The 22,331-nt window shown below is 70.5% G+C and carries 20 protein-coding genes and 2 pseudogenes; 7 read left to right on the top strand and 15 right to left on the bottom strand.

Annotated features, from left to right (window positions below; all coding sequences use genetic code 11):
- Window positions 1-110: 110 nt before the first annotated feature.
- The 8 genes from ACSYGN_RS08960 to zapE form a co-directional block, all read right to left on the bottom strand.
- Window positions 111-1,523, bottom strand: a complete 1,413-nt coding sequence (locus ACSYGN_RS08960) for an MbnB/TglH/ChrH family RiPP precursor modification enzyme (RefSeq protein ID WP_460403315.1) — start codon at window positions 1,521-1,523, stop codon at window positions 111-113.
- A gap of 476 nt (window positions 1,524-1,999) precedes the next feature.
- A complete protein-coding gene (locus ACSYGN_RS08955; RefSeq protein ID WP_460403313.1) occupies window positions 2,000-2,713 on the bottom strand; it encodes an aminoacyl-tRNA hydrolase in 714 nt (237 codons plus the stop codon).
- A gap of 100 nt (window positions 2,714-2,813) precedes the next feature.
- The gene (locus tag ACSYGN_RS08950; RefSeq protein WP_460393667.1) at window positions 2,814-2,993 is read right to left on the bottom strand and encodes a hypothetical protein; all 180 of its coding nucleotides are present in this window, start codon (window positions 2,991-2,993) and stop codon (window positions 2,814-2,816) included.
- A 30-nt stretch (window positions 2,994-3,023) separates the two neighbouring features.
- Window positions 3,024-3,956 carry a polysaccharide deacetylase family protein gene (locus ACSYGN_RS08945; protein WP_460393665.1) on the bottom strand — a complete coding sequence of 311 codons (933 nt, stop codon included), beginning with the start codon at window positions 3,954-3,956 and terminating at the stop codon, window positions 3,024-3,026.
- Window positions 3,957-4,046: 90 nt separating this feature from the next.
- Window positions 4,047-4,661 carry a YbhB/YbcL family Raf kinase inhibitor-like protein gene (locus ACSYGN_RS08940; RefSeq protein WP_460393663.1) on the bottom strand — a complete coding sequence of 205 codons (615 nt, stop codon included), beginning with the start codon at window positions 4,659-4,661 and terminating at the stop codon, window positions 4,047-4,049.
- An 84-nt stretch (window positions 4,662-4,745) separates the two neighbouring features.
- A complete protein-coding gene (locus tag ACSYGN_RS08935; protein WP_460393661.1) occupies window positions 4,746-5,615 on the bottom strand; it encodes a slipin family protein in 870 nt (289 codons plus the stop codon).
- 186 nt (window positions 5,616-5,801) lie between these two features.
- Window positions 5,802-6,383: a carbonic anhydrase gene (locus ACSYGN_RS08930; protein WP_460393659.1), complete on the bottom strand. Its 582-nt coding sequence runs from the start codon at window positions 6,381-6,383 to the stop codon at window positions 5,802-5,804.
- 385 nt (window positions 6,384-6,768) lie between these two features.
- A complete protein-coding gene (gene zapE, locus ACSYGN_RS08925) occupies window positions 6,769-7,875 on the bottom strand; it encodes a cell division protein ZapE (RefSeq protein ID WP_460393657.1) in 1,107 nt (368 codons plus the stop codon).
- 37 nt (window positions 7,876-7,912) lie between these two features.
- Here zapE and ACSYGN_RS08920 point away from each other — a divergent pair, with 37 nt between their 5' ends.
- From ACSYGN_RS08920 to msrB, 4 genes are all read left to right on the top strand, one after another.
- The gene (locus ACSYGN_RS08920; protein WP_460393655.1) at window positions 7,913-8,845 is read left to right on the top strand and encodes a pyrimidine reductase family protein; all 933 of its coding nucleotides are present in this window, start codon (window positions 7,913-7,915) and stop codon (window positions 8,843-8,845) included.
- A 213-nt stretch (window positions 8,846-9,058) separates the two neighbouring features.
- Entirely contained in the window at window positions 9,059-9,514 is a 456-nt protein-coding gene (locus tag ACSYGN_RS08915) for an indole-3-glycerol phosphate synthase (protein WP_460403311.1), read from the top strand.
- A gap of 224 nt (window positions 9,515-9,738) precedes the next feature.
- On the top strand, window positions 9,739-11,127 hold the full coding sequence (gene murC / locus ACSYGN_RS08910) for a UDP-N-acetylmuramate--L-alanine ligase (protein WP_460393653.1): 1,389 nt from the start codon (window positions 9,739-9,741) through the stop codon (window positions 11,125-11,127).
- 13 nt (window positions 11,128-11,140) lie between these two features.
- Window positions 11,141-11,548, top strand: coding sequence for a peptide-methionine (R)-S-oxide reductase MsrB (msrB, locus tag ACSYGN_RS08905; RefSeq protein WP_460393651.1), 408 nt, complete (start codon window positions 11,141-11,143; stop codon window positions 11,546-11,548).
- A gap of 146 nt (window positions 11,549-11,694) precedes the next feature.
- Here msrB and ACSYGN_RS08900 read toward each other — a convergent pair whose 3' ends face one another.
- The 4 genes and pseudogenes from ACSYGN_RS08900 to ACSYGN_RS08885 form a co-directional block, all read right to left on the bottom strand.
- Complete coding sequence (locus ACSYGN_RS08900; RefSeq protein WP_460393649.1) at window positions 11,695-12,144, bottom strand: hypothetical protein; 450 nt, start codon at window positions 12,142-12,144, stop codon at window positions 11,695-11,697.
- Between the two features lies 1 nt (window position 12,145).
- Window positions 12,146-16,672, bottom strand: coding sequence for a DNRLRE domain-containing protein (locus tag ACSYGN_RS08895; RefSeq protein WP_460393647.1), 4,527 nt, complete (start codon window positions 16,670-16,672; stop codon window positions 12,146-12,148).
- A gap of 338 nt (window positions 16,673-17,010) precedes the next feature.
- Window positions 17,011-17,286, bottom strand: a pseudogene (locus ACSYGN_RS08890) (IS701 family transposase); the annotation flags it as partial.
- 246 nt (window positions 17,287-17,532) lie between these two features.
- Entirely contained in the window at window positions 17,533-18,036 is a 504-nt protein-coding gene (locus ACSYGN_RS08885) for an ATP-binding protein (RefSeq protein WP_460393645.1), read from the bottom strand.
- 283 nt (window positions 18,037-18,319) lie between these two features.
- On the opposite strand from ACSYGN_RS08885, the gene ACSYGN_RS08880 reads away from it, so the two are divergent.
- The 3 genes from ACSYGN_RS08880 to ACSYGN_RS08870 all read left to right on the top strand — a co-directional run bounded on the left by ACSYGN_RS08880 (window position 18,320) and on the right by ACSYGN_RS08870 (window position 19,999).
- Entirely contained in the window at window positions 18,320-19,198 is an 879-nt protein-coding gene (locus ACSYGN_RS08880; protein WP_460393643.1) for a helix-turn-helix domain-containing protein, read from the top strand.
- Window positions 19,198-19,425 carry a DUF397 domain-containing protein gene (locus tag ACSYGN_RS08875; RefSeq protein WP_460393641.1) on the top strand — a complete coding sequence of 76 codons (228 nt, stop codon included), beginning with the start codon at window positions 19,198-19,200 and terminating at the stop codon, window positions 19,423-19,425. Before ACSYGN_RS08880 ends, ACSYGN_RS08875 begins: the two co-directional genes overlap by 1 nt.
- Window positions 19,426-19,666: 241 nt before the next feature.
- A complete protein-coding gene (locus tag ACSYGN_RS08870) occupies window positions 19,667-19,999 on the top strand; it encodes a helix-turn-helix domain-containing protein (protein ID WP_460393639.1) in 333 nt (110 codons plus the stop codon).
- Window positions 20,000-20,460: 461 nt separating this feature from the next.
- On the opposite strand, the gene ACSYGN_RS08865 is transcribed toward ACSYGN_RS08870, so the two are convergent.
- The 3 genes and pseudogenes from ACSYGN_RS08865 to ACSYGN_RS08855 form a co-directional block, all read right to left on the bottom strand.
- Window positions 20,461-21,327 carry a DUF5134 domain-containing protein gene (locus ACSYGN_RS08865; protein WP_460403309.1) on the bottom strand — a complete coding sequence of 289 codons (867 nt, stop codon included), beginning with the start codon at window positions 21,325-21,327 and terminating at the stop codon, window positions 20,461-20,463.
- A gap of 347 nt (window positions 21,328-21,674) precedes the next feature.
- On the bottom strand, window positions 21,675-21,920 hold the full coding sequence (locus ACSYGN_RS08860; RefSeq protein WP_460393637.1) for a hypothetical protein: 246 nt from the start codon (window positions 21,918-21,920) through the stop codon (window positions 21,675-21,677).
- Window positions 21,917-22,182: pseudogene (locus ACSYGN_RS08855) on the bottom strand (prolipoprotein diacylglyceryl transferase family protein); the annotation flags it as partial. The gene ACSYGN_RS08860 and the pseudogene ACSYGN_RS08855, both read right to left, overlap by 4 nt.
- Window positions 22,183-22,331: the final 149 nt, after the last annotated feature.

Here is a 22,331-nt window from a genome sequence, read left to right as displayed (position 1 = left end):
GGTGCGTGTGCGGTGAGTTCTCGGGGGCGTGCGGCTGTGGAACGCCTCCGCCCGGCCACCGGTCGGCCGGGGAGTGTACGGCCGGCCGATGGGCGCGTCTGCCGCCCGGCTCAGCGGCGCAGCAGGACCCGGCGGGCCGTCCGGGCCAGACGTGTCGTACGGCGGCCGGAGCGTGGCACCGGGCCGCTGCGTTCCAGCCACCACTCCCGCAGCTCCCGTCGGGCCGCGCCCGCTTCGAGCGTGCCGCCGGTCAGCAGGTGCTCGGCGAAGTCCAGTGCGTCACGCCGGTAGCCGCCGGTCATCGGGTGGCCGTGGGCGTAGTCCAGGAAGGCCGGCCGGTAACCGGCGCCGAGGATGCCGGGCAGTTCCGAGGCGATCTTCGCCACCACGTCGGCCCGTTTGGCGGCCAGCGCCCGGGACTGCACCCGCAGCCGCGCCCGGTCGAAGCCCTCGGGCGCGGGCGTCCCGGCGACGAGAGCCGACAGCAGGGCGGTCTGTGCGAGGGCGAGACGCTGACGGGCGGCGGGAGCGGAGCCGGGCTCGGAGGCGGACTGGGAGTCCGGAGCGGAGCCGGAGCCGGAGTCGGGCTCGGAGGCAGACTGGGAGTCCGGAGCGGTGGTCACGGCGACTGCCGTGCGCGCGGCGCGCGAGAGCTCCGGCGGGCGTGCCTGCACGCGCCGCCGCCTCACGCTCCCCTTCACCACCGCACCCCGTATCGCCGTCAGTTCCCGTTGCAGTGCGGCCGGTTCGGGGAAGTTGTCGTCCCGTTCCAGGAGAACTCCGGGCGGTGCGGTGCGGGAGGCCAGGTCGGTGAGGATCGCGAGGACCGGTACCGGGACGGGGTGGGCGTGGCTGTCGTGCCAGACGCCGTCCCGCTCGACGCCGCCCGCGACATGGACGTAGGCGAGGGCCTCCAGGGGAAGCGCGGCGAGCGCCTCGGCCGGGACCTCGCCCCGGTTGACGTGGTTGGTGTGCAGGTTGGCGACGTCGATGAGGAGCTGTACGCCGGTGCGGTCGGCCAGCTCGTACAGGAACTGGCCCTCGGTCAGCTCGTCGCCGGGCCAGGCGATCAGCGCGGCGATGTTCTCGACGGCGAGCGGTACGGGCAGCGCGTCCTGGGCGGCGCGGATGTTCGCGCACAGCACGTCGAGGGCGTCGCGGGTGCGCGGCACGGGAAGCAGATGGCCCGCCTCCAGGCCGGGCGAGGCGGTGAGCGGGCCGCCCGCCCGTACGAAGGCGATGTGCTCGGTGACCAGGGGCGAGCCGAGGGCCAAGGCCCGCTCGGCGAGAGCGGTCAGCCGCCGTTCGTCCGGGGGTTCGGCGCCGCCGAGACCAAGGGAGACGCCGTGCGGGACCACGGTGACCCCGCGGGCGCGCAGTCGCAGCAGGGACTCGGGGAGGTGACCGGGGCACACGTTCTCCGCGACGACCTCGACCCAGTCGATGCCCGCCATCTCCTCCACGGCGTCCGCGATCTCCGGTCGCCAGCCGATCCCCGTCCCCAGCGGCACCGGCACCGGCATCGGCTTCGGTGCCAGCGTGCCCGCAGCTGCCGCCGTCCTAGGCGTCGGCGCCGCAACCGTCCTGGCCGTCGCCGCGGCCGTCTCCCCTGTCGCCACAGTCCCGGCTGTTGCCGCCTCTCCCGTCGCCACCGCCATGGGTGTCGCCTCCCCCGATGTCCGCATGGTCCGTCCCCCTTCGGCGCCTTTCGGCACCGTAGTCCGTTCCGGCGTTAGGGCCTGTCTGGGGTTGTGATCTGGATCAGGGAGCGCGGCGTGGTGCGTGCGATCGCAAGGCGCCGGAAGGTCCTCGTAGCGGAGCTACTAGGACCTTCCGGCAACGCGGCCGGGGGTACCCCCTGCTCGAAGAGCTTGGGGGAGTGCGTGCCACGCCCCGCGAGCCCAGATCACAACCCCAGACAGGCCCTAGGGGGGTATGGCCCGGGTAGCGGCGCGTGAATCCATGGCCGCGGGTCTTCAGAGCAACATTTGAGGTTCGGTCAGAGCGGCAGCGCCGGATGCTCCGCGACGACCGTGCAGCTGCCCGGGACGACCTCGGTGAACCCCGCGTCCCGCACCAGCGGCAGCCCGCTGCGGGTCAGCCGCTCCCAGTGGGCCGGGTCGGCGGGGCGCACGGCGAGCGGGAAACCGGCGTCCCGCCAGGCCGTCCGCTCCCGGTCCGGCAGTGCCCACCAAGCGAGCTGGGCCGCGTGCCCGGCCTGGGCCATGGCCTTGCCCGCCGACATCTCCAGCCCGGGGTTCAGCCACAGCACCGGCACGTTCGGCCCGGCGGCGGCAGGCGGCTCGGGGTCGTCGAGGTCGGTGCCGGAGACCTGGAGCTTCGCCAGCTCCTTGGGCCACCCGTCGAGCGGCACCGGCGGGAACACCCGCACCTCGGCCGACTCCCCGGTGACGGTGATCCCGGGCAGGGTGGAGGCCCGCCGCCACTCGGCGCCCCGGGCCCGCCGTACGACCTTGCGGATCCGCCCGTCCTGCCAGTCCCGCACCAGCTCTGCCCACTCCCCGTCCCCGGTTGCGCGCGGGTCGGTCAGCAGCGCCAGCACCGCGCGTGCGGCGGTCTCCAGGGCGTCGGTGCGGGCGGGCGGGGCGTCCCGCTCGATCCGTACCACCAGCGGCAGCGCGAACTGCGGTGCCTCGTCGCGGGCGGTGGGCTCGATCTGGAAGGGACTCTCGCCGGAGGGCGGAGTGTGCAGAGTGTCCGGGGCGTCCGGGGTGTCCCGGGTGTTCGGCGTTTCAGGGCTCACGGTCGTGTCCGTCGCATCAGGGCTCACGCCCGCCAACCCTACAAACCGCTCACCCCGAGCAAGCGGTCCGCTCCGCCTCCCGCCACTCGCACACGGGGCACAACGTGATCCCCTTGTACGACTGCGGATACTCGGTCGGCTCCCGGCACAGCACGCACTCCGCATACGGCGGGCCGTCGGCCTTCGGGGGCCGTACCGCCTCGATGGTGCAGTAGTCGTCCTCGCTCATCTCTTCAGACTACGGCGGTCACCGGCGCGGTCACCGGCGGGCGCCCGCGGCGGCGATCAGCTCGGACACCTTCACGAACCGGTAGCCCTTCGCCCGCAGCGCGGGCACGATCGTCCGTACGGCGCGCTCGGTCGCCGGGGCCGCGCTGCGGGTGCAGTGCATGACGACCACGGACCCCGGCCGGACCCCGTCCAGCACGTTGCGGGCCACGGCGTCGGCGTCCGTGGCGAAGGGGTCCCCGCTCACCACGTCCCACTGCACCACCGCGTTGACCCCGGTGCCGCTCAGCGCCCGCAGCGCCGACCGGTCGTAACAGCCGCCGGGGAAGCGGAAGTACGGCATCGGGTGCGGCACCCCTGCCGCCCGCAGCGCGGTGTACGCCCGCTCCACATCGCTCCGCATCCGCTGCTGGGCCAGGACCGGCAGCCCGTAGCAGTCGGCGGTGAAGGCGTAGTGGCTGTAGGAGTGGTTGGCCACCTCGAAGAGCGGGTCGGTGCCGAGGGAGCGGGCCTCGGCCGGGTACTGCTCGGCCCACCGGCCGGTCATGAACACGGTGGCCGGAACCTTCAGCCTGCGCAGGGTGGCGATGAGCGCCGGGTTGTCGAAACGCTCGCCCGCCGCGGCGCGCGGGCCCTCGTCGGCGGTCATGTCGGCGTCGAAGGTGAGGGCGACGACCTTGCCGACGGTGCGCGGGCCGTTGCGGAACACCGGCGTCAGTCCGGACGGGCCGGGGGCGAGGGTGGGGACGGGGGAACTGGAGGGGGACGGCGAGGGGGACGGCGAGGCGGAGGGGGAAGCGGAGGGGTGTGCCGGGGCGGGGTGGGCGGCGTGGGCGGGGCGGGTCGCCTGGGTTGCTCGGGGGGTGCTGCAGGCCGTCAGGGCTGTGCCGAGGGCCGTGGCGAGGGCGGTGGTGAGGGCGCAGACCATGCCGATGCGCCGCAGAGCGGGGGTGAAGGTGATCATCATACGAAAGTATGGCGATCGTTTCTGATCGCAGCGGGGCACGCGCCGGTCGTCACCCCGGTTGTCGCGAGGACGGCCGAGTGCCGTCGCTCAGCGGCCGTAACGGCCCGTCAGTGTGCCGGAGGCGAGGACGTGGCCCTCCAGGGCGCGCTTCAGGGTGTCGGCGGAGGCGCCCGGGGCGAGGCCGAGGGCCCTGTCGGTGGCGTACACCGTGAAGACGTAGTGGTGTGGGGCGCTGCCCCTGGGCGGGCACGGGCCGCCGTAGCTGTTCTTGCCGAAGCCGTTGCGGCCCTGCACCGCGCCGCGCGGGGCCGTGCCCGCGGCCCACCGGGTCTCGTGTGGATCGGCGTCCCAAAGCAGCCAGTGCGTGAAGGTGCCGCGCGGGGCGTCGGGGTCCTCGACAAGCACGGTGAGCCCGGCGGCGCCCTCCGGTACGCCGGAGAAGGCCAGCGGGGGCGAGACGTCCGCGCCGTCGCAGGTGTGGCGGCGCGGGACGGTGCCGTCCTCGGCGAACGCGCTGCTCGACACCGTGATCCGCCGCGCGGCGGTGGGGGAGGGGGCCGCCGACGAGGCGGACGAGTCGCCGCCGTTCGCGCCGCCGCCGTCCCCGCTGTCCGCGCAGCCCGCCATGAGGGCGGGCGCGATCATGAGCGCCACCATGGCCGTCACACTTCCCCTGCCGCGCATGCCCCGAATGCCCCGCATGCCGCGCACGCTAGCGGCCGGACGCGTACCGCGGCCACCCGTCGGCGGCACCCCATGGCGGCCACCCGTCTGCGCCGCGCGTCCTCACCCCGCCGCCTTCTGCCGCTTGGACAGCTGTTGCGGCGGCGGTGGGAACTCCTGGGGCGGCGGCGGAGGCTTCGGGAGCTGTTCCACCGGCTTTTCCGGGTGCTCCGGCTGCTGGGCCCGCTCCAGGAAGCGCAGCAGCTCCACCGGGAACGGCAGCACCAGCGTGGAGTTCTTCTCGGCGGCGACCGCCACGATGGTCTGGAGCAGCCGCAGCTGGAGCGCGGACGGGGTGGCCGCCATCTGCTGGGCGGCCTCGGCGAGCTTCTTCGACGCCTGGAGCTCGGCGTCCGCGTTGATGATCCGTGCCCGGCGCTCCCGGTCTGCCTCGGCCTGGCGGGCCATGGACCGCTTCATGGACTCCGGCAGCGACACGTCCTTGATCTCGACCCGGTCGATCTGCACGCCCCAGCCGATGGCTGGGCTGTCGATCATCAGCTCCAGGCCCTGGTTGAGCTTCTCCCGGTTGGAGAGCAGATCGTCGAGGTCGCTCTTGCCGATGATGGAGCGCAGCGAGGTCTGCGCCATCTGGGAGACGGCGAACCGGTAGTCCTCGACATTGATGATCGCGGCCGGCGCGTCCACGACCTTGAAGTAGACGACGGCGTCCACCCGCACCGTGACGTTGTCCCGGGTGATGCCCTCCTGGGCCGGGATCGGCAGCGTCACGATCTGCATGTTGACCTTGCGCAGCCGGTCCACCGCCGGCACGATCACCGCGAGCCCCGGCCCGCGCGTCTCGCCCCGCAGCCGGCCGAGCCGCAGGATCACTCCGCGTTCGTACTGCTTGACGACCCGTATCCCCGCTGCCGCGTACACCAGGCCGACGGCACCGGCTGCCACGATCACCCCGATCAGCGCCTGGAGCATGGCGACCTCCTCCATCAGGGGCCCGACATCCCAATATCCCGATATGCCTGCTCCTGCCACGATATGCCCGATGCCGGGTCCCGGGCCACGAGGGCTCGGGCCCGGCACCGGGCGCACGGCTGGGCGACCCCAGCGCGGCCTCGTACCGGAGTACTGGAGGGCCGCGAATGCTCGCGAATGAATGCTCTAGAGGGCCGTGAACGTGTCGCTCTCGGGGTGGTGCGCCAGGACGGCGCCGGTGTGCACCTCGTAGTACCAGCCGTGCAGGGTGATCCGGCCGTCCGCCAGCCCCCGCTCGATGCACGGGTAGGCGCGCAGCCGCAGCAACTGGGCCAGGACGTGGTTCTGCACGCCCCCGGCGACGGTCCGGTCCTCCGCCGCGCCCTCCGGACGCGGGGTGGCCTGCGTCAGCCAGTCGCGCACGGCGGGTACCGCGTCGAGGCTGTCGCCGCGCACCAGCGCGCCGACGGCTCCGCAGTGCGAGTGACCGCACACAACGATGTCCCTGACGCCGAGCACCCCCACCGCGTACTCGATCGTCGCGGCCTCGCCGGTGGGGTGCCCGGACGCGTACGGCGGGACGATGTTGCCGGCGGTGCGCAGTTCGAACAGTTCGCCCGGACCGGCGCCGGTGATCAGGGCCGGGACCACCCGGGAGTCGGAGCAGGTGATGAACAGGACCTGCGGGGACTGGCCCTTGGCGAGTTCGGCGAAGTCTTCGGGGTGCTGTCCGAAGGCACGGGCGTGCTCGATGAGGGGCTGCTGCATGGGTCTGTTCCTCCTCGCCCGCCGAGCGGCGCGTCGGGCCCGCACGACGGTTCGGTACGACGCCGTTCCGCGCTGAGCCCGGCTGTCGTGCCGCGCGCCGCAGCGTCCCCCTCCCGTCTACCGCCGGCCCGGATCTCCCGCTCTGCGCCAGGTGTTCCAGGGACTGGTCAAGGGAAAGTCAAGGCGGATGCTAGGCCCGGCCGCCGGTGCACGGCGAAGGCTTGGCGCTCGGGGGCGGGGAGGGGCTAGCGTTGGCAGGTTGGGCGGATGCGGGTCAGCGGCCAGCCGGGCGGGGAGGGCGGCCGGCGGCCGGCCCACATCCTGCGACCTGATCCACACGACAGGCCCTGGGACACGCTCTCAGGGCACGCCCTCAGGGCACGTTCTAGCGGCTCCCGACCAGCGCCCCGGCGTCGCGGGCGAGGGCGGTGAGCCGGGATATCGCGCGGAAGTACTTCTTGCGGTAGCCGCCGTTCAGCATCTCCTCGCTGAACAGCCGGTCGAACGGCAGCCCCGACGCCAGCACCGGTACCTCGCGGTCGTAGAGCCGGTCGGCGAGTACCACCAGCCGCAGTGCCGTCGACTGGTCCGGCACCGGCCGCACATCGGTGAGGCACACCGCGCGCAGGCCGTCGGTGAGGGCGCCGTAGCGGCTCGGGTGCACGCGGGCCAGGTGGTCCAGCAGATGCGGGAAGTCGTCCAGGGAGGCGCCTTCGGTGGCGTACGCCGTCTTCGTCACCGTCTCGTCGGAGTACGGCGCCGGGGCCTCGGGCAGGCCGCGGTGGCGGTAGTCCTCGCCGTCGATGCGCAGGGCGCGGAAGTGCGCGGACAGGCCCTGGATCTCGCGCAGGAAGTCGGCGGCCGCGAACCGGCCCTCGCCGAGCTTGCCGGGCAGGGTGTTGGAGGTGGCGGCGAGCGCCACACCGGCGTGGACGAGCTTGCCGAGCAGCGTGGAGACCAGGACGGTGTCACCGGGGTCGTCGAGCTCGAACTCGTCGATGCACAGCAGACGGTGGCCGGAGAGGGTCTGCACCGTCTGCTGGAAGCCGAGGGCGCCGACCAGGTTGGTCAGCTCGACGAAGGTGCCGAACGCCTTGAGCGCGGGCTCCGCCGGAGTGGCGTGCCAGAGAGAGGCCAGCAGATGGGTCTTGCCGACGCCGTAGCCGCCGTCCAGATAGACACCGCGGGGGCCCGTCGGGACCTTGGGCACCCTGGGCCTGCCCAGACCGAACAGCCCGCGCCGCCCGGCACCCGTGGCGTGTGCGCCGCCGAGCCCGCCGGTGAAGTCCTCCAGGAGGCGGACGGCTGCGGTCTGGCTGGGCTGGTTCGGGTCCGGGAGGTACGTCGCGAAGCGGACCGAGTCGAAGCGCGGCGGCGGCACCATCTCGGCGACCAGCCGGTCCGCGGGGACGAACGGCTCACGGGCGCACAGGGACAGCGGGGCGGCGTCGGCTGTCGGGACGACTCCGGTGGCAGGGGAGGAGGTCGACACGGTCACCCATGCTAAGCGGCGTGTCACACTGCACGGCATGCGACGTCTGTTCCCTGTGACCTACGAGACAGCGGCCCGGCCCGGCCGGACGACGGACGGGGCGGACGGGGCGGACGGGACCAGTGGGGACGGCGGTGCCGGAACCGGCCCCGCGGGTGCTCCGGCCGCAGGTGCTCCGGCCGCCGGTGCGGAGGCCGCCGCGGACCGGGAGTGGACCCTCGCCGAACTGGCCGCCGCCTACGCCTACCCCGACCCCGACCCCGAGCCCCACCCCGAGCCCGACGTTGTTCCTGGCACCACCCCGCGGCGACCCTGGCTGCGGGCCAACATGGTGAGCACCCTGGACGGCGCCGCCCAGCACGAAGGCCGCTCGCAGTCCATCTCCAGCGCCGCCGACATGCGGATCTTCGGCACCCTGCGCGCACTGGCGGACGTGGTGCTGGCAGGCGCGGAGACGGTACGGCAGGAGCGCTACCGCCCGGCCCGGGAGCGCCCGGAGTTCGCGGCGCTGCGCGAGGCGGCCGGGCAGCCGCCGGTGCCGGTGATCGCCGTGGTCACCGCGAGCCTGGAGCTGGACTGGACGCTGCCCCTGTTCACCTCGCCCAAGGTGCCCACACTGATCCTCACCGGCGCCGCGGCCGACCCCGCCCGGATCGCGGTGGCCGAGAAGGCGGGGGCCCGGGTGGTGATCGCCGGTGACGGTGTCGGCGTCGATCCGGTGCGCGCCGTACATGCCCTGGCGGAGCTGGGCCACACCCGGCTGCTGACTGAGGGCGGCCCCCGGCTGCTCGGCCAGTTCGTGGCCGCCGGGGTGCTCGACGAGCTGTGCCTGACCGTCGCCCCGATGCTCACCGCCGGGGACGCGCAGCGTATCGCCGGGGGGCCGTCGGTGGCGGTGCCCAGGCGGTTCGCGCTGGCGTCGCTGCTGGAAGAGGACGGGTTCCTCTTCAGCCGGTACCGGTCGGCCTGATGTGCGGACTGCTGGTCCCCAAAACACCGGAACGAGTCGTTCCGCTCGGCCTCACCTGGGCAGACTGGTACCGGCAGTACAGCAGCGATCACGGGGCAGGATGGTTTTTGCAGGCCCGGCACCGGCGTTGGCGCGGGCCCGGCACGGACTACGCAGGACGGAGGACGGGGGTCCTCCCACAAGAAGGGGCGCCTGGTGTTCACAAGCGTATTGATGATCGAGAAGGCCCTGACGTCCGCCGACGTGGAGTTCGTCACCACCTTGCACGGGGACGAGCAGGTCTTGTTCCATGTGCTGCTCCAGCCGCGCGGTGACCAGGCGGACCGTCTGCTGCGCGCGCTCGACGACGTGGCGATGGGCGAGCTCGACACGGCCGTGCGGGAGAGCGAGACGCCCGAGGGCGAGCAGGCCAGAGAGATCGGGGAGCGGGCCCTGGAGGTGTCCCTGGTCGCCCTGCGCGCGGTCACCGGCGCGGCGGAGGGCCGCCTCGTCGAGGACCATCCGCTGGACGCGCTGAAGTCCCTGGTCGAGGAGGTCGAGGCCGACGAGGTGATCGTCCTGACCGATCCGCACTACGTGGAAGAGTTCTTCCACCGCGACTGGGCCTCGCGGGCCCGCCACAAGGTGGGCGTGCCGGTGCTGAAGCTGTTCTCGCACAGCAAGGCGTGAGCAGGGGGAGAACACAGCAGGGCGCGAGCGCGGGGTACGGCGGACGCTGAGGTCCCCGCACCGTGACAGGCAATAGGCTGAGGGCGCGCTTCCTGTGAGCAGGAGGCGCGCCCTCACGCCGTACCGTCACACCGCCGTACCGTCACACAGAACCACAGCACCACAGCACCACAGCACCACAGCACGTCGTACTACCGTCGCACCGCACCCTGGGAGAAACGCGCATGGCACCCGGCCTTCCTACCGCCATGGACCGACCGCACTTCATCGGCATCGGCGGCGCCGGGATGTCGGGGATCGCGAAGATCCTCGCGCAGCGCGGGGCCAAGGTCGCCGGAAGCGACGCCAAGGACTCGCCGACCGTCGAGGCGCTGCGGGCGCTCGGCGTGACGGTGCACATCGGCCACGCCGCCGAGCACCTGGCCGACGACGCGAGCTGCATCGTGGTCTCCTCGGCGATCCGCCAGGACAACCCGGAGCTGGCCAGGGCCGCCGAGCTGGGCATCCCGGTCGTGCACCGCTCCGACGCCCTCGCCGCCCTGATGATCGGCCTGCGCCCGATCGCGGTGGCCGGCACCCACGGCAAGACGACCACCACCTCGATGCTGGCGGTGTCCCTGACCGAGTTGGGCCTGGACCCGTCGTACGCCATCGGCGGCGACCTGGACGCGCCCGGCTCCAACGCGCTGCACGGCACCGGTGACATCTTCGTCGCCGAGGCGGACGAATCGGATCGCAGTTTCCACAAGTACGCGCCCGAGGTCGCGATCGTCCTCAACGTGGAGCTGGACCACCACGCCAACTACGCCTCGATGGACGAGATCTACGAGTCCTTCGAGATCTTCGCGAGCCGCGTCGTCCCCGGCGGCACGCTGGTCGTCTCCGCAGACCACGCGGGCGCGCGCGAGCTGACGCGACGGCTCGCGGGCAGCGTGCGGACGGTCACGTACGGCGAGGCGGAGGACGCCGACGTACGCGTGCTGTCGGTGGCGGCGCAGGGCCTGAAGAGCGAGGTCACGATCCTTCTGGACGGCTCGGAGCTGACCTTCACGGTGTCCGTCCCCGGCCGCCACTACGCGCACAACGCGGTCGCGGCCCTGACCGCGGGCGTCGCCCTGGGCATCCCGGCCGCCGAGCTGGCCCCCGCCCTGGCCGCGTACACGGGTGTGAAGCGGCGCCTGCAGCTGAAGGGCGAGGCCGCCGGGGTACAGGTGATCGACTCCTACGCCCACCACCCCACGGAGATGACGGCGGACCTGGAGGCCATGCGCGCGGCGGCGGGCGACGCCCGGATCCTGGTCCTCTTCCAGCCGCACCTGTTCTCCCGCACCCAGGAACTGGGCACCGAGATGGGCCAGGCCCTGGCCCTCGCCGACGCCTCGGTCGTCCTCGACATCTACCCGGCCCGCGAGGACCCGATCCCCGGTGTCACCAGCGCCCTGATCATCGAGGCCGCCGAGGCGGCGGGCGCGGACGTCACCGCCGTCCACGACAAGGCGGAGGCGCCGTCCGTGGTCGCGGGAATGGCACGGGCGGGCGATCTCGTTCTCACCATGGGCGCCGGGGACGTCACGGACCTGGGCCCCCTGATCCTGGACCGTCTGACGAAGTGAGGGGCTGAGACCCATGTCGTACGACGTCGAGAAGCCGGACGAGCAGTGGCGCACGGAGCTGACCCCGGCCGAGTACGCCGTACTGCGGCAGGCCGCCACCGAACCCGCCTTCACCGGTGAGTACACCGACACCAAGGCCAAGGGCGTCTACTCCTGCCGCGCCTGCGGCGCCGAGCTCTTCACCTCCACCACCAAGTTCGAGTCGCACTGCGGCTGGCCGTCCTTCTTCGACCCGAAGGACACGGAGGCCGTCGAACTGATCGAGGACCGCACCCACGGAATGGTCCGCACCGAGGTCCGCTGCGCCCGCTGCGGCTCCCACCTGGGCCACGTCTTCGAGGGCGAGGGCTACCCGACCCCGACGGACCAGCGGTACTGCATCAACTCGATCTCGCTGCGGCTGGAGCCGGGGGAGAAGTAAGCGGGCGTCGGCGGCGAGCTGCTTGAAGCGCGTTGTGCCACAGACGTGCACGTCGATCGACGAGGCCGACAGTTGCGTCTCTTTCCTGCGACGCGAAGCGCCCGTTTCTGTCGGTGCTGACGGGAACGGGCGCTTGCGTGTGTGGGTCACTTCTGGAGCTTTATACCCTTTGGTGAAGTGAGTCCTTCGTCGGGGTGGGCGCGGAATGTCGCCGTCCAGGCAGTGGGCGGACAGGATTTGCCGTTGGGATGCTGTTCCGTCAGTTTGACGCGGGTGCTGTCCTCGACGATCGGGTCACCGCTTTTCGTGGACGTCACGGTGAGCCGCACGAGCACGGTGGACGCGCCGATGTCGTCGGGGAGATGGATCGACATCGAGGCGAACGGGTCGTCGGGGCTGCCCGACGTCCGTTCCTTGCAGGTGCCGTCCACGCACAGTCGGATCTTTGCCGCGTCCGCTCCGCCGAAGTCGGTGGGCGGCCATATGACGGTGACGTGCGAGTCCATGCCGGTCTTGGTGCACGGCGCGTCCTGGCCGAGGAACGAGCATCCGGTCAGGGCCACCGCGAGCAGTGGTGTGAGAAGGGCATGTTTCATGTCAGTACCGCGCTACTGTGCCGGGGAAGGCGCTGTTGGCCAGTCCGATGTCGGTGAAGACCAGCTCGCAGGGGTCGAAGTACCCGCCGCTGTGATCGCTTCCGCCGCCACCGCCGCCGGAGACGATGCCTTTGGCATAGGCTGCGCCGTTGCTGTCGACGGTGTATACCGGGCCGCCGGAGTCACCACCGATGACGCAGTGTCCGGATGTCTTTCTGGCGACGACCATGTTCTTGGCGGTGGTTCCGGTGGAGTAGTGGACGGTCGCCTGGGTTGCGATCACCTTCCATCCGCACAGCTCGCCGCTCATCATGCCGCCCGTGCAGACGCTGTCGCCGCTCTGTGCCCAGCGGTGCCAGTAGTCGTGGACGGGACGAGACGAGCTGGACGTCGGGCCGCCCTTGTAGATCCGGGCGGATGCGGCACTGTCGCTGTTGACGTGGTACAGCGAGAGGTCGCCCGAGTAGTAGCTCTGGCCGGCGAGTTTCACCGACCCGTAGTCGTTTTTCCAGTTGTCCCGGACGACGGGGCCGATGTAGTCGCTGTCGTTGGGTGTTGTGATGGCGCCGTTGCCGGTGGTGCAGTGGCCCGCAGTCACCATGTACCACTTGCCGTCGTACCGCCAGGCGAAGCCCGCGGTGCACCACTTGAATGTGTTGGTGGTGACCCACGACTTGATGCGTGCCCCGCCGTAGTAGGGCGAGGTGTCGTTGTAGCGGGTCGCCTGGGGCACCAGGGTGTCGGAGCCTGGGGTGAGGAGCACGGCGACAGCGTCGGTGCCGTATCGCTCGCCCAGGGCTGTGGCGAGTTCCGGCGCTGCCGTCTCGGTTTCCACGACGACGCGGTTGTCCGCTGCGTCCAGGTATGCGATACGCAGTCCGCTGACGCCGGGCAGTTCCGCTTCCGGTAGCTGCAGGACCTCGTCGCGTACGGACTCCAGTGTGGTGACGCTGTGTTCGACCACTTCCGAGCGCGGGGTGACCTGCTCGGTGACGGTAGGGCCGTCCGGTGCGGGGGTGGGCTGGGTGGTTTCCTCCGGCATGGGGAACGATTCCTCGCCGGTGGTCTCTGCGGACCCGTCGGCGGGTGGCGTCGGAGTCTCCGTTTCGGTGGATTCGGTGTCGGGTTTGGCGCCGTCCTCCGTGTTGTCGGCGGTGAGTCCGCTGCCTTCGTCGGCTGGGGCCTGCATGACCTGGATCGGGGCGGATGCCTCGTCGGCCGATGCAGGGTTGACGACCGGCGCGACCAGTTCACTTGTTGCGGGGTCGATGTAGGGCGGGGCGAAGGCGTCGGGGTCTTCGGCCGCGCGCGCTGTGGCCTGCTCCAGGGCGTAGGCCTGGGCCGGTTCGGCCTGCGGAACGTCGTTGTTCGATCCGCCCTCGATGACCTCGACGCGGTCGACGACCACGGAGACGGGCTCGGCCTTCGGCGGGTCGTACGACCCGCCGAAGCGGGCGCCGATCTGCTGGCTGCCGCTGGCGGACAGGGCTGAGGTGTCCCACAGTAGTTTCGGTGCGGACCCGCCGGTCAGTGACACCGGCCAGGTCACGGTGGTGCCGTCGGCGCGGGTGACCTGGGAGGCGGGTATGTCCTGCCACGGGTCGGCCGCCGAGGCGCGCTGGAGAAAGGTGACGTCCGTCAGCGAAGCCGGGGCGGTGACCGCGAGGTCGACCGGGCCGACGAGCACCTCGCCGTTGGCGGGCGCGGTCACCGTCGCGCGGCCGACGTGGAAGGTGCGCTTGGCCTCGCCCGAGACGTTGCCCGCCCGGTCGGTCGCGGTGACGACGAGCTGGTGGCTACCCTCCGCGGCCGGAGTGATCGGTAGCTCCACGGGGCCGCCGCTGGTGGTCACCGTCTGCGGGGACCCGGCGTCGACCGTGTACGTCAGGCTCCGTGTGTCGCTGCCGTCGGGCGTCAAGGTGAACGTCCCGGTCACGTCCGCGCCACCGGCCCAGGCATCCGCCGGGTAGGCCGCGGAGGCCACCGCAGGGGCACCGGGCGCGGTGGTGTCGATCGTGAAGCGGTAGTGCGAGGTTGCCCCGCCCGTGCCGTTGCCGTCGATGCCGCGCACATGCAGGTACCAGGTGCCCTCGGCGCGAGTCGTCGTGTACAGGGTGTCGCTCGTGTCGGCCGTGGTGTCGGGCACGGTGTCGGCGGTGTCGTCCACGACGATGCTGTATCCGGCAGAGGCGCCGGCGGGCTCGGTCCAGGTCGCGCCGAAGGTGCCGCTCTGGTACGCGCCCGTCTGGTCCGGGTGGGTGTACGAGCTGATCACCGGGCTCGGCGGCAGGGTCATGTCGACACGGAACGCCGTATGCGCGGCGGTGGACGACCAGTTGCCTGCCTGGTCCTTGGCCCGCACATGCAGGTACCAGGTTCCGTCCGCGTCGACGGTGGTGGTGTATTTCGTCGATGCCTGCACGGTGCCCGTGGTGTCCGGCAGCGTGTCGGCGTTGTGGTCCACGGATACCGCATAACCGGCTGCGCCGGACAGGTCGGCGGGGGCCGACCAGCTGAAGGATGCCGTGCGGTTGGCGTATGCGCTGGTGGTCACGGGGTGTGTGGATGACACCAGGTCACCGGGGACACCCGGGGCGGTGGTGTCGACGTTGAAACCGAGGTGCCGGGTCGCGGACCACAGATCGGCCTTGTCCTTGGCGGCTGCGTGCGCCCACCAGGTGCCGTCGGTGCGCCCGCTGTAGCTCAGGGCGGTTCCCGTCTGTGTGACGGTGGTTCCGGCGGCGGTCGTCGGGTTCTGGTCGACCTTGACGGCGTATCCGGTCACGCCGGAGGCGTCCGTCGCGGCCAGTGTGCCCGTGAAGGTCGTGGCGTTGTACCAGGTCGACGCGGAGGGGTGGCTGGTGGAGGTGATGGTGGGGGCGGAGGGGGCGGTGGTGTCGACGGTGAACGTCTGCCAGGTCGACCATGCCCCGGTGTCGGTGCCGTCGGACGCCTTGGCCCGCCACTTGTAGTCACCGGGCGCAAGGGTGCCGGCCGTGTGAGTCGCCACCGCCCCGGACGCCACGGAGGCGGACGTGCCGGACTGCAGGGCCGCGGTGCCGTTCGCCGCCCAGATCTCGAAGGTCAGCGTGAGCTGCTGGCTGTCGGCATCGGTGGCCTTGGCGGACAGTGTGGGCGTGGTGTCCGAGGTGCAGGTGCCGGACAGCGGGGAGACGGCCGTTGCGGCACCGGGCTTGGAGTTGTAGGTGACCGTCAGGGAGGGCTCGTAGTCGGGGTTGTGGGAGCCGTCGGTCTGGTTCGCCGAGTAGTAGCGGCGCCAGGTCAGCGGGTCTGTCTCGTCGACAGCCGCGATGCGCACGCCGTAGTTGGGCTGGCCGTCGGCCCAGGCCTGGACGATCCCGTCGATGTCCCAGGAGACGTGGCCGGCCGGGCAGCTGGAGTTGTAGCCCTTGGCCGCGGTGGAGGTCACGGCGCCGGTTGAGGTGGTCGTCGGCTGCTCGGACCAGGTGATCGCCGACGGATCCCAGGACGAGCTGATCCGGCGTACTTGGTTGCCGGAGTTCGTGGTGCTGCACGTGGACGAGTAGTACGAGTACAGGCGCAGATCGGTGTCGAGGACATGCTTGTCGGCATACTTCGCCACATCGAACTTCAAGTACGAGCGGGCCTTCTCGCTGCCGTTGTAGGTGCCGGCCTTCAGCTCGGTCGAGCCGCGCTGCGAGGTGAGGTAGTCGTCGTACTGGATCCACGTGTCGGTCACCGGACCGAACAGCGAGTCGGTCGGATCGATGGTGACCGGGTACTTCAGATCCGGGTCGGCGAGGAACTCTGCGTCGGGATTGAGAACCAGGACCTGGTCCCCGGTGTCTGTGTCGCGCTCGACGGTGACGTCGATGGCAGCAAGATCCTCGGGTTCACCGGAGACGCGTTCCTCCCCCGAGCCCCACATCACCGGCAGCGGCGCGGTGGCCACCGTATGGCCGCTGCTGTCACTCCAGCGCAGCCGGTCGTCGTCGGTCTCATGCAGAGTCAGGCCGTCGGCCGAGACAGGAAGCCGGTAGCTGACCGGGCCGTCGGGGCGCTCGTGCAGGACGATCGAGTGGGAGAAGCCCTCCTTGAGGGCAGTCACCACCAGATCGCCGCCCTCGACGGCGTCGGGGTAGACGGCGGTCGGGCCTTCCAACCGCGGCTCGGGCAGCTTGCCGGGCCAGTCGAGACCGAGCGTCCGGCTGCCTCGGGAGACCTCGGCCAGCGGCTGCTCCGAACCGCCGGCGGAGAAGGCGATGTCAGCGGCGGCTGTCTTCGGCCGCACCACCCCCTTCTCGGCCACGAGCGTGGTGTCGATCGGGTGCCAGCTGCTGTCTGGTTGCTTGACCCGGATCGGGCCCGTATACGCCTCGATGGTGGTCGTTCCGTCGGCGTTGGCCCACGTGGTGGTCGAGTCGGTGCGCTCGGACACGATCTCGGTCCGGGCCCTGGGCCCCTCCTGCGCCACCGGGGCATCAGCGGGCGGGGCGGCGTCTTCGGCGAACGCGGGCTCGTCGAGCAGCGGCAGTGGCGTAAACACAAGAGCGGCCAGCAGAACCGCAGTCAGCGCTCGTTGCTTCCGACAGAGTCTTCGCCCGCCCGGGGCCGGGTCGGTCGAGACGGAGAGATGCACAGGAAATGCCTTTCAGTCATCATGGCTGAAGATCAACTAAGCTTAGAGCTGTACATGCCATGACGGAAGAGATCATTCCGGTTCACAGGGGCCTAGTTGACAGATCATCTGGAGATGAACCCCGGCCAGGAGCGGACCAGCCTGCACCCCTGCGTGGCCCTGGGCCTGAACCCGCACACGCGCGCGTCGTGGCGGTCGCGTCATGCCCAGGAACGACGGACGTCCTCATCGCCGCCGTCCATGCGCCACATCGCATTTTCCGGCAGCGTGGCGGGATCGAAGGTGGCGGCGATCAGGCGGCAGGGGGAGCCGGGGCCGTGGCCGCCCAGACGGGCGTCGGTGGCCCAGTAGGTTTCGGTGTGCCCGTCACGGAACTGACGCTCAACGGGCGTCCAGTCACCTGGACGATCGGCGTCCGTACGGTTCAGGGCGTGGGCGGCGTCGATGGGGGTGTGCGGTTGGTCGGCCGGGGCCCAGGTACCGCGATGCGGTTTGAGTGCCACCACGTAGGCCGACCCGGCCTATTCGGTCTCCCGGCGAAGATAGTTGGCTTCTCAATGAGATTGGATCACGTCCATAGCAGCCTCCAATGCCACTCCGGACACACCCACCGGGACGCCCCGGGCCTGTACTCGACCGGCGACATCACCTTCTATCGGTCGACGGCGACGGCGTACGGGGCGGAAGCCGCGGTCGTCGAGGGGAAGAACCATCGACCAGGTGTGGCCGGGACTGGACGGGGCTCATGTCACTGTTGGTGAACTTGGTCAGCCCGTTGTGGAGTCTGGGACCAGCGGAAGACACGCCCACACGGACTTGCCGCCGTCCTCGTAGGTTGTCGTGCCCCAATCCGAGCACAGGGCCGTTACGAGGGCCAGGCCGCGCCCGTGTTCGTCCTCGTCGTTGTCCGGGTTCTGCGGGACGGGGAGTTGCGAGCTGCCATCACGTACCTCGATGTGGAGTTGGTCGGTGACCTTGACCACGACAGTGACCGAGGTTGAGGCGGGGGAGTGGAGGATCGCGTTGGTGGTCAGCTCGCTCACCGCGAGGGCCGCGGTGTCCTGGACTTCGGGGGCGATGCCCCAATGGCGGAGCAGTCGCGTGACGACGTGGCGGACTTCGGGGACGCGTTCGCGTTCGGGCCGGAAGCCGAGGATGGCGTAGCGGCTTCGCACGTCACCGATGTCGGCCGGGGGAGTGGTGGGCAGCGGGGCCGGATGGAAGCAGATCAGGGGTGTGGTCGGGGGCGGAGTGTCGGTGTGGAAGGTCATCCTGGACCCACCTTGCTGACGGGCGCGGTTGCGCTGGAGCGGACATCGGCGATGTGAACAGCCGGAGTTGTGGGACGAAAGCGTGCGATATGCCCACTTCGATGGCTCAACCACCATGCCGTGTGTCAGAGTTGCTTCGCAATGAAACAGCTCAAGAAATTACACCGCGAACGAAACTGGCACATGCCGGAGCAAGCGCATGACCTGTTGCGGCACGCAGATGGCATGTCACACTGCGCGCATCGCGGTTTCTCACGAACCAATGCGATGGAGAGGCAAGCACATGGCGGCAAAGCCCCGACCGACGGTGCGCCGAATCGAACTCGGCTATGAACTCCGGCAGTTGCGTGAACACGCCGGTTTGACCTTGGAAGAGGTCGTCAACAGCGGCGCGATCAAGGGCCTTTACTCGACCAAGCTGCATCGAGTCGAGAAGGGCATGCAGGACCTGCGTAGTGCGGGCGACCTGCGAGCACTGCTCGAACTGTACGGCGTGACCGACGACCGCGACGTGGACCAACTCCTACACATCCAACGGGACGGCTCCAGCCAGGACTGGTGGACCCCCTTCCGCTCCACGATGCCCTCGGGCATGCCCCGCTTCGTCGGCATCGAGAGTGCCGCCCGTGAGGCTTGGGCCTACCACCCCGCCCTCGTCCTCGGCCTCCTCCAGACCGAGGCCTACGCCCGCGCCCTGTACGAACTCGCCAAGCCGATCGAGGAGACGACGACTGAGTTCATCGACAAGAACGTGCAGGTCCGCGTTCGCCGCAAGGACGCACTGATCCGCGAGGATGAACCCTTGCGCCTGCGCGCGATCCTCTACGAGCCGGCCCTGCGATACGTCGTCGGAGGCCCGGAGATCATGCGCGAGCAATACGCAGAGATCACCCGCCTCACCGCCCTCCCCAACGTGAGCGTCCAGGTCCTCCCCCAGTCCCTGCGCGGCTACCTGGCCGTCCACGACTTCAGCATCTTGCACCTGGACGACGGCATGCCCACCTCGGTACAGGTGGACAACGCGTGGAGCGCCACGTCGGTATCCGACAAGCCCCGCGAAGTCGGCCGCTTCACCCGTAAGTTCAATGCCCTCACGGCGTCGGCGCTGCCACCCGAGGACACCCCCGCCTTCCTTGAACGACTCACCCGAGAGATGACCTGATGACTCACCCCCGCACCTACACAGCCTCGGAACTCAGCGCGACTGGCGCCCGCTGGATCAAGTCCTCGTACTCGGACGGTGCCGGCAACAACTGCGTCGAGGTCACGGACCTCACCAGCACGCGGTACAACGGCATAGCGATCCGGGACAGCAAGCGGCCGAACGGGCCTGCGTTGCTCATCCCCGCGCCCGTCTTCACTGCACTTGTCGACGCCATACGCCGCTAGTCCTGCAAACGGGAAGTCAACTGGTGACTGACTGCTACGGAGGCGGAGTTGTATCCGTTCCACCACAAACCTCTCCACCTTCATTCGGCAGTGGAGTCGTGGCTGCTGAAACTGACGGAGGAGGATCCGCACAGCCCGGTCGTCGGAATCAGTGGTACAGCGTGGCGATCCTGGTGGCTGAGGCCGGTTACGACGAGTAGCTTACCGCCGTGCGGCTTGCTGGAGAGGAAGGCGAAGGCCGGTGAGCGGCTACACCAGTTGGCGTGAGACGAAGCGGCGGCTGCGCGCGACTCGTCCGGAGACCTCCGACGAGGAATGGGCGGCCCGCAAGCGGAAGGCGCGGACGGCCACCGAGGCATACGTCCTCGGATATCACCTGCGTGAGATTCGCGAGGAGCGGGGCCTGAGCCAGGCGGAGGTCGCGGCGTCGGTAGGTATCTCGCAGGCTCGGGTGTCACAGATCGAGCGGGGTGAGATCCACAACCTCGAGACGATGCGGACGTATGCCGCAGCACTCGGCGCCCGGCTCACGGTGTCGATCGAGTACGGCGACAGGACCACAGGCGCCGCTTGAGAGCGGTCTGGGCATCCCCGCGGTGGGTGTGCTTCTCAGCGCCGGCGCTCAGGCGGGACCGGGGCTGGCGATTTCCTCCTTTCCCAGGCGCCATCGCACATGAGGTGCCTGTTCCGCGTGGGGCTAGTGCCGCGGCGATTTGGGTCAGATCGGCCGACGGCCGGACAGCGGCGTGGCGGAGTGCGTGGACGCCGGGTGCTGACGAGGGCGCCGCCCTCCGCGCGGGAGCAGTCGGTGCCGGTCCAGTAGCCTGCGTCTCCAGGAAGACGGCGGCGAGACCCTTGGGGTCTGCGACCCGGGCCCGGGCGGCGAGGGCGGCGGCGACACGAGAAGTGGCGTCGGCTGGAAGGGCGGCGTCGCCGAGGGTGCTGAGCCGGAGGAGTAGACGAGCGTCGGGGTCGTCGGTGCTGCCCCCGGGCCAGCCCGGCCCCGCTCACCCGGCGGGGCCGGCCCGGCTCACATCAGGCGGCCATCAGCAGCAGCATCCCGGACATGGTCGCGCCCATGCCGATGTGTGCCGCCAGAGCCGCGTCCGGTGCGGCGCCGACCTTGCGGCGGCGGCCACGGCCGCCCTCTTCGCCCGCCCGAGCCTTGTCCCACACCGAGAGCGTCAGCGAGGCCAGGAACACGACCAGCGTGTCCGGGACGGCGAGCAGCCAGCGCCCCCAGCTCCGGCTCGAGGCGAGGTTCTTGTCCGTGCCGCGCACCCGCGCGAACACGGACGCGGCGATCGACAGCAGGAAGTACACGGCGAGCGCTGCGATGAGGTAGCGCCACACGGAGCCCGAGTCTCCGGAAGCACCGGCGCCCGCCGTAGCGTTGGTCATGCCCGGCATGTTCATCCCGGGCATCGACTGCATTCCTTCCATGCCCTGCATGGAGTCCATCCCGGCCATGCTGCTGGTGTTCGTGGTGCTCGCCATGTTCTCCATGCCGGGCATGTCGGCCATGGAGGAGCCGAGCGCGAGGACGGGACCGGACGACGTGTTCGTCATCGCGAGCGTCATTATCACCATGCCGGCGCTGCCGACGATGAGGTGCACCCAGTGGCGGCCGTGCTTCCACCCGTATGTGCGCGTGTGCTTGACCGCCAGCGCCACACCGCCGAGCCCGAGCAGCGCGAACACCACCGCCCACCAGACGCCGTAGTCCGCATACCAGGCGATGGTCGCGGGCAGGGTCATGAGGACCATGCACAGACCCATGAGCAGCTCGCCACCCGCCGCGAAGCGTGTCTCTCCGCTGGTGGTCACCACCCGGACCGCGCTGACGGCGGCCACCAGAGCGGCGATTGCTGCGATGGACCAACTGAGCGCGACGTTTCCCATCGTCACCTTCCCGATCATCTTCGTACCGGCAGCCAACTGCTAGTGCTCTTAGTACGTTTGGGAGTCGGGGAGTGTTCAGGTGACTGGTGGGACTTCGCGCTTCCGTCAACCCGGCTGGAGCTGCGGGACGCGTCGGCCACGGCCGGAACGGGCGACGGAGACGGGGATGGCCGCGGCCATTCCGTGCAGGACCACGGTCGCGGCGGTCCGGCCGGATGCCGAGGGCGACGAGGAAGCCGACGCTGTCCCGGCGCACGTAGGCCGCCGGGGGCCGGGCGAGGTCGGGCTGGTGTCGGGGGCGGCCTGCGCGGCCTCTGCCTTGGGGTGGCCGAACGGCCGGGCGGCGTTCAGGACTTGGCGTCGAATACGCCGGCCCGCCAGGCCCCGACGGCGGCGCCCAGGATGCCGCCTGTCAGGTAGAACACGGAGTGGCCGCCGGGCAGGGCGTTGAGTGTACTGAACTCCTCGATCCAGTTGAGCACGACCACCACGATGTTCAGCCAGAACAACGACCAGCCGAAGAACCGGGAGGGCACGGAGCGGGTGTGCATGCGCCCGATCTTCGTCTGCTCGGGCTTCTTCGTCTTGGTCATGCCGTGCTCGCCTTCTGCTCGGTGGCGGCCGGAGTGTCGGCGCCGGCCGGTGCGTCGGTGTCGGTCAGCTCTTCCCGGCCCGGCCGCCGCCGCGCCGAGATCATGAGGCAGGCGACGGCCGCGATGAACACCGCGATCGAGTCCAGTCGTTCAGGCGCAGCCCCAGGATGCGGTGGGCCTCGTCGATGCGCAGGTACTCGGCCCAGAAGCGGCCGGCGGTGTAGGCGGCCACGTAGAGGGCGAAGGCCCGGCTGTGGCCCAGTACCTCAGCGGGATGGGGCCCAGATGGAGAACAGCCGTGGACGGGCTGGGCAGGTAGGCGAGCCGCATGCCTTGCAGTATAGGCGGAAGCTGCTAAGTGGTTTAGTGAAAGCTTCCTCTGTGATCACGCCGGGAACCAGGAAGGGGTGC

This window comes from Streptomyces sp. YIM S03343, from assembly GCF_054729195.1.
Note: the sequence above shows the minus strand (reverse complement) of the source record. Positions and strands in the feature narration are given on the sequence as shown.